At 69.6% G+C, this 7605-nt stretch carries 2 protein-coding genes and 1 pseudogene; all 3 read left to right on the forward strand.

Translation table 11 applies throughout. The features are described from left to right. Window positions 1-4897, forward strand: a 4897-nt coding sequence (locus tag AC1DY2_RS11865) for a toxin TcdB middle/N-terminal domain-containing protein (RefSeq protein WP_476762617.1), incomplete at its 5' end; no start/stop codon positions are given. Window positions 4898-5023: 126 nt separating this feature from the next. Further along, complete coding sequence (gene purL, locus AC1DY2_RS11870; protein ID WP_476762618.1) at window positions 5024-7363, forward strand: phosphoribosylformylglycinamidine synthase subunit PurL; 2340 nt, start codon at window positions 5024-5026, stop codon at window positions 7361-7363. Between the two features lie 40 nt (window positions 7364-7403). After that, window positions 7404-7605: pseudogene (locus AC1DY2_RS11875) on the forward strand (DNA mismatch repair protein MutT); the annotation flags it as partial.

The following is a 7605-nucleotide window of genomic DNA, read 5'->3' on the forward strand; positions in this document are numbered from 1 at the left end:
GCCCGATGTCGTGTACACGAACCCGAGCGGGGTCTTCGTGCGCTACAACCTCGGCTACGCGTTCGCCGAGGCGGTGCTGCCGCTCGCGACCGGCGGCTTCAACACCCAGGAGTCGATCGGCGGCCACGCCTCGGCGGGCTTCGCCACCCCGTGGGGCGAGTTCTCGGGCGGCCTCTCGTTCAACTGGAACTACGACATGGCCCGCTTCGCCTGGGTCGACGTGAACGGCGACGGAATCCCCGACCGCCTGCACAAGCCGTCCGCGGGCGAGCAGCCCACGGTCGAGTTCGGCACCGGCTCGGGCCTGGCCCCGGCCGTCCACTTCGGCGACTTCGCGACGGCCGCGGGCGTCGGCGCGGCCAACCTCGGCAACGCGCCGCAGGTGTCGTACGACCGCTCGCAGGGCATCGGCGGGGGCGTCGACTTCACCGTCTACGCCGGGCCGCTGTGCCTCGTCGCGTGCTACCTCGTCATCAACCCGGGCGCCTCGTACCAGAACTCGGTGAGCTTCTCCGAGGTCACGCTCGAGGACATCGACGGCGACGGATTCGTCGACTCGCTCGCCTCGACCGACGACGACGAGGTGCGGGTGCAGCGCAACACGACGGGCCGGACCAACCTGCTCTCGTCGTACACGAACCCGCTCGGCGGCAACGTCAGCCTCGACTACGAGCGCTACGGCAACACGGTCGCCCACCCCGGCTCGGCCTGGGCGCTCAGCCGCGTCGCCGTCGACGACGGCAGGCCCGGCGACGGCGCGGATGTCTCGGTGTCGACGTTCTCGTACGACGACCTGCGGTTCGACCGGCTGTTCCGCCAGTCGCTCGGCTTCGCGAAGGTCACCGAGCAGGAGCTCGACCCGCAGGGCATCGCCAAGCGCACGACCGAGACCGAGTACCTCAACGACGACGTGTTCGTCGCGGGCCTGCAGACGTCGATGGTCGTCCGTGACGCCCTGAACGGCAAGGCGCTCCGAGCGGCGAGCCTGGACTGGGGCATCCGCGACGTGCAGGGCGTCCCCGCCGGCTTCGACCCGCTCGCCGAGGCCGACCTCGTCGACGTGCAGACGGCGATCCCCGCGCTCACCGGAACCGAGTCGCTCACCTGGTCGTACGCGCCGCTCGTGGTCGACAGCGAGGAGCGCTACTTCACCCCCGATGGCATCGGAGCCGGCAACGAGACGCGCGTGAGCTTCACCTACGACGGTCTCGGCAACGTGCTCGAGCAGCTCGACCAGGGCGAGCTCGAGACCGACGCCGACGACGTGCGCACGGTCACCGACTACTCGGACTGCCTCATCTCGGCGTCCGAGGTCGAGCTGGACGCCGACGGCGACTACGACACGGGTGTCGGATGCTTCGGCGACACCCCGTACTACCCGATGCCGAGCGACGAACAGGCCTCGCCGATCTTCTCCGCCGACCTCTGCCCGACGTGGGTGAGCGTGCCGGCCGTCGTCACGGTGTACGGCGCGGACGGCACGGTCCTGCGGCAGCGCGACGGTCGCGACGCGGTCTGCGACAACCAGTCGGTGACGCTCCTCAAGGAGCGCATCAGCGATTCGGAGGTCGCGGTGACCGAACTGCAGTACGACTCGTGGGGCAGCTACAACCGCATCGTCTACCCCGAGGGCGAGGGGGGCGTGCGCTACGCGGTCGAGTACGTCTACGACACGAACGTGGGCCACGCCAACATCGCGGAGGTGACCGAGTACGACTTCGACAGCCAGGACGAGGTCGATGTCTTCCTCGACTACGAGGCCGACACCGATCCGGCGCCGCTGCGCACGGGCCTGACGTCGACCGCCACCTTCGACTGGGCGTCCGGCGAAGTGGAGAGCCGCACCGACGCGAACCACAACACGACCTCGTACACGTACGACGACCTCGGCAGGCTCACCTCGATCAGCAACCCGCTGCAGGCCGACGCCGTGACGTTCGAGTACCACCCGAGCGCGCCCGACTACGGCTATGCGATCGCGAGGCACGCGGATGCGTTCAATGCCGACCCGATCGAGACCGTACAGTTCGCCGACGGCATCGGGCGCATCACGCAGCAGAAGCGCGATGCCCGGGTCGTGAACGCGCAGGGCGTGCCGGCCGACGGCCGAGTGGTCAGCGGCGCGGTCGTGTACGACGTCTTCGGCCACGAGGTCGAGACGTACCGGCCGACGTTCGACACGGTCGCGCAGACCGCGTACGAGACGGCGACCTCGGATGCCGCGACGAAGTCGGTCTTCGCATTCGACCTGCTCGATCACGAGATCTCGCAGACCGAGCCCGGCGCACGCACCACGACGTCCGCGTACGGCTTCGGCGCTGCCGCGGTGGGCGGCGACCCGGCAACCGTGATGAAGGCCGTCAGCACCGATCCGCGGGGTCGGGTGACGACGACGTTCACCGACATCCGCGGCAACGAGGTACGGATGGACGACCAGCCGCTGAATCCGGCGACGTCCGACCCTGCCGACCTGCTGGCGCCCAAGACGGCGCGCTACGAGTACAGCCCGCTCGGCGAGCTGCTGCGGGTCGTCGACGTCGCCGGCAACACGACCACGCACACGTACGACGGGGTCGGCAACAAGCTGAGCACGGACACGCCCGACGGCGGCCTGCTCGAGACCTGGTACGACGCCGAGGGCAAGGTGATCAAGGAGGTCTCGGCGACCCTGCGCGAGGAGGACGTCGAGACGACCTACCACTACGAACTGCAGAACCTCGTGAAGATCGTGTACCCCGAGGACACTCCCGACGTGACGTACACGTACGGCGCTGCCGGCGCGCCCGACAACGGCGCCGGGCGGATCGTGCAGATCGACGACGCCTCGCGGGTGGTGTCCCTGGGATACGACCCGCTCGGCAACACCACGAGCCAGCTCAGCGAGATCAAGCTGCACAACTGGGTGCCCGGCGATCCCAGGTTCCAGTGGACCACCGAGTGGGAGTACGACGGGCTCAGCCGTGTGAAGGCGATGACGTACCCCGACGGCGAGGTGCTGACCTACGACTACGACGCGGGCGGCCTCACGAAGTCGGTCGTGGGCGACGAACCGGGCCTCAAGAAGGTGCCCGTGCTCGATGCCAATGGGAACCCGGTGCTCGGCGCCGACGGGAAGCCCACGTTCACCGACGAGCCGACCACGTGGCACTACGACTACGTGAACGACCGGCGCTACGACGAGTTCCTCGTGCCCGCGGCGATCGACTACGGCAACGGCGCGACGACCACCTGGAGCTACGACGAGCTCACCCGGTGGATGGACAACGTGCGGACCGTCTCGGCCAACCGGCCGCTCAAGGGCAACCCGGCGCACTACTCCGAGGTGCAGGACCAGTCGTACACGTACGACGTCGTCGGCAACCCGAAGACCTACTCGAACGACGTGCCCTCGACGGTGACGAACCTGTTCGGCAGCCCGGTCTCGATGACCTTCGACTACGACCCGTACGACCGGCTCGTCGGTTCCACGGGCTCCGCCAAGGTGTGGAAGAACACGCGCACCTACTCGTTCGGCCTCGACTTCGACGACGCCGGCAACGTCGAGACGAAGGCGCAGGTGGACAAGCTCGGCGGCAAGGTGCAGTCGGCCACGTCGTACTCGTTCAGCCGCACCTTCGACGCCGATGGACCGCACCAGGTGAGCGCGCAGGGGCAGGACACGTTCCACTACGACGCCGACGGCGAGCTGGTGCAGATCRTCAACGGCACCGGCAAGAAGGCGAAGATCGCCCGCGAACTCACGTGGGACTGGGCCGGTCACATGGTCCTCGTCGACGAGTACGGCGCGACGACCGACTACGCCTACGACGACGAGGGCCGCCGGGTCATCGAACGCGGGCCGAACGGCGAGACCGCGTTCATCAACCCGTGGGTCACGGTGCGCAACGGCAACGAGCTGACGAAGCAGATCTGGGTCGACGACGAGCTGATCGCTCAGCAGCGCGATCCCGGTGACGACCCGTACACCGCCGAGGGGCAGCGGTACTTCCTGCACAAGGACCTGCAGGGCAGTACCAACGTCGTCACCGACGCCCAGGGGCAGACGTTCCAGCACCAGGAGTACTTCCCGACGGGCGAGGTGTGGATCGACGAGCACTCGACCGTGTATCGCACGCCTTACCAGTACGCGGGCGCCTACACCGACGAGCGGCGGAGCCTGATGGACTTCGGCGAGCGATGGTACGACGCGCGGCGTGAGCTGTTCCTCACGGTCGACCCGGCGTTGAACGACCCGTACAGCCTGGTCGGATCCCCCGAGTTGCAGGCGTCCTACGCCTACGCGGGTTCCAATGCCATCAGGTACACCGATCCGAGCGGCGCGCTGTTCACCATCGCGAAGGCGAACGACATCGTGCGGGCGGCCTGGGACGCGAGTGACGCGGCGAACAAGATGTCGGGATTCTCAGCGCTCGGCGCCGCCGGCCAGGCGATGGATGCCGGCAAGGCCAATCACCTGCCCAAGGCGTTCGTGCGGCTCGGGGTGGGCATGGACCGCGATGCGGCCAAGAAGTGGCAGGACGCCGCCGAGGTCGCCGACCCGAACCCGATCCTCGACATCGACCCGGCTGCCGGCACCGTGAAGCTCGGTGCGCCCTACGGCAAGCGGGCGAAGTTCGGCGGCGAGAAGGCGGCGGCCACGACCACCTCGCAACCTGCGGGCGGCGGAACCGGCAACGCGACGGCGGGCGGCACTCCGGCGGTGAACAGCAGCCAGGCCTCGAATGCGACGAGCACCTCGGGCGGCGCCGGAGGCACCGCGAAGGCGACCGGCACGTCCAAGCCACTGCCGCCGACCCCCACCAAGGCGAAGTCGAGCGGCCAGGCCGCGAAGCCCCTCCCGACACCTCCGTCGAAGAACGGTACGCAGTCCGCCGGAACGAACAGCACCGGCAGCTGAGTCCACCGGGCGCGGTCACCGAGCAGGCGGCCCCGCCTGCTCAGGTGAGCGAGCCGGGTAGACTTACACGGTCAGGCATCCGCCCCGCGGCATCCGCTCGCCGCCGTTCTCTGGAGCTCGCCACTCGTGACCATCGAAGCCCCCGCCACGACCGCTGCCCCGACGACCCAGACGCCGGTGCTCGACACCGTCGAGGTCGCGCAGGCCACGCCCGAGAAGGAGCAGCCGTACGCCGCGCTCGGGCTCAAGCCCGACGAGTACGAGCGCATCCGCAACATCCTCGGCCGGCGCCCCACGAGCGCCGAGCTCGCGATGTACTCGGTCATGTGGAGCGAGCACTGCTCCTACAAGTCGTCGAAGATCTACCTGCGCCAGTTCGGCAAGAAGGTCACGCCGGCGATGAAGCAGCACCTCATGGTGGGCATGGGCGAGAACGCCGGCGTGCTCGATATCGGCGAGGGCTGGGCGGTCACCTTCAAGATCGAGTCGCACAACCACCCGAGCTACATCGAGCCGTTCCAGGGCGCCGCAACCGGCGTCGGCGGCATCGTCCGCGACATCATCTCGATGGGCGCGCGCCCCGTCGCGGTCATGGACGCGCTGCGGTTCGGCGCGATCGACCACCCCGACACCGCCCGCGTCGTGCACGGCGTCGTGTCAGGCATCAGCTTCTACGGCAACTGCCTCGGCCTGCCGAACATCGGCGGCGAGACCTGGTTCGACCCCACCTACCAGGCGAACCCGCTCGTGAACGCGCTCGCCGTCGGCGTCATGCGCCACGAGGACCTGCACCTCGCCAACGCGAAGGGCGCCGGCAACAAGGTCGTGCTCTTCGGCGCCCGCACCGGCGGCGACGGCATCGGCGGCGCGTCGATCCTCGCCTCTGACACGTTCGCCGAGGGGGGCCCCACCAAGCGCCCCGCGGTGCAGGTGGGCGACCCGTTCGCCGAGAAGGTGCTCATCGAGTGCTGCCTCGAGCTCTTCGCCGGCGACCTCGTCGAGGGCATCCAGGACCTGGGGGCGGCGGGCATCTCGTGCGCGACCTCCGAGCTCGCGTCGAACGGCGACGGCGGCATGGCGATCGTGCTCGACGACGTGCTGCTGCGCGACCCCTCGCTCACGCCTGAAGAGATCCTCATGAGCGAGAGCCAGGAGCGCATGATGGCCATCGTGCGGCCCGAGAAGCTCGACGGCTTCCTCGAGGTCGTGAAGAAGTGGGACGTCGAGACGAGCGTGCTCGGCGAGGTCACCGAGACCGGCCGCCTCTCGATCATGTGGCACGGACAGGAGATCGTGAACGTCGACCCGCGCACCGTCGCCGTCGACGGCCCGGTGTACGAGCGCCCGGTCGCCTACCCGTCGTACCTCGATGCGCTGCAGGCCGACGGGGCATCCGCCCTCGAGCGCCCCTCGACGCCTGAGGCGCTGCGCGAGCAGTTCGTGCAGCTGGTCGGCTCGGCGAACCAGGCGGATGCCGCATGGGTCACGAACCAGTACGACAAGTACGTGCTCGGCAACACGGCCCTGAGCTACCCCGACGACGCGGGCATGGTGCGCGTCGACGAGGAGTCGGGCCTCGGCGTCTCGGTGGCGACCGACGCGAACGGCCGCTACTCGCAGCTCGACCCGCGCCAGGGCGCGAAGCTCGCGCTCGCCGAGGCGTACCGCAACGTCGCCGTCTCGGGCGCGAAGCCCATGGGCGTCAGCGACTGCCTGAACTTCGGCTCCCCCGAGAACCCCGAGGTCATGTGGCAGTTCTCCGAGACGGTCGAGGGCCTGAGCGACGGATGCCTCGAGCTCGGCATTCCCGTCACGGGCGGCAACGTGTCGTTCTACAACCAGACCGGCGACGTGCCGATCCACCCGACGCCGGTCATCGCCGTGCTCGGCGTGATCGACGACGTCGCCCGCCGCATCCCGTCGGGCTGGCAGGACGACGGCCACAACATCTACCTGCTCGGCGACACGGCGGCCGAACTCGACGGTTCGGCCTGGGCGGGCGTCGTGCACGACCACCTCGGCGGTCGTCCGCCGGCGGTCGACCTGGGCCGCGAGAAGGCGCTCGCCGAGCTGCTCGCCGCGGCGGCGCTCGAGGGGCTCATCGACTCGGCCCACGACCTCAGCGACGGCGGTCTCGCGATCGCCCTCGCCGAGGCGGTCGGCCGCTTCGGCGTCGGCGCACGCGTGGTGCTCGACGAGGTGATCCAGGACGCCGGCATCGACGCGGCGACCGCCCTCTTCTCCGAGTCGACCGGGCGCGTCATCGTGTCGGTCCCCCGCGAGGACGACGTGAAGTTCCGCGGGCTCTGCGAGGGCCGCGACTACCCGGTGCGCCGCATCGGCGTGACGGATGCCGCGTCGGGCTCGCTCGAGGTGCAGGGCCTGTTCACCGTGGCGGTCGAGGAGCTCCGCAGCGTGAACCGCGCACCGCTCGCCGACGCATTCGGCCCGATCGTCGGGTACTGACACCGACTCGACCGGGTCGACGACGGAGGCGAACGACGCGATGGACGACGAGYGGCAGGCGTACTCCGACGAATACGCCGCCGAGCACGGCCGCTTCGCGCTGATCCCCGCCGCCTACGTGTTCCTGCTCGACGRGGAGCGCGGCGACGCCGGCGAGCGCGTGCTCCTCCAGCGGCGAGCGGGCACCGGCTACTACGACGACTGGTGGGCTGCCGCGGCCGCCGGGCACGTGGAGCAGGGCG

The sequence above is a fragment of the Agromyces sp. P1_H4 genome (assembly GCF_056405255.1).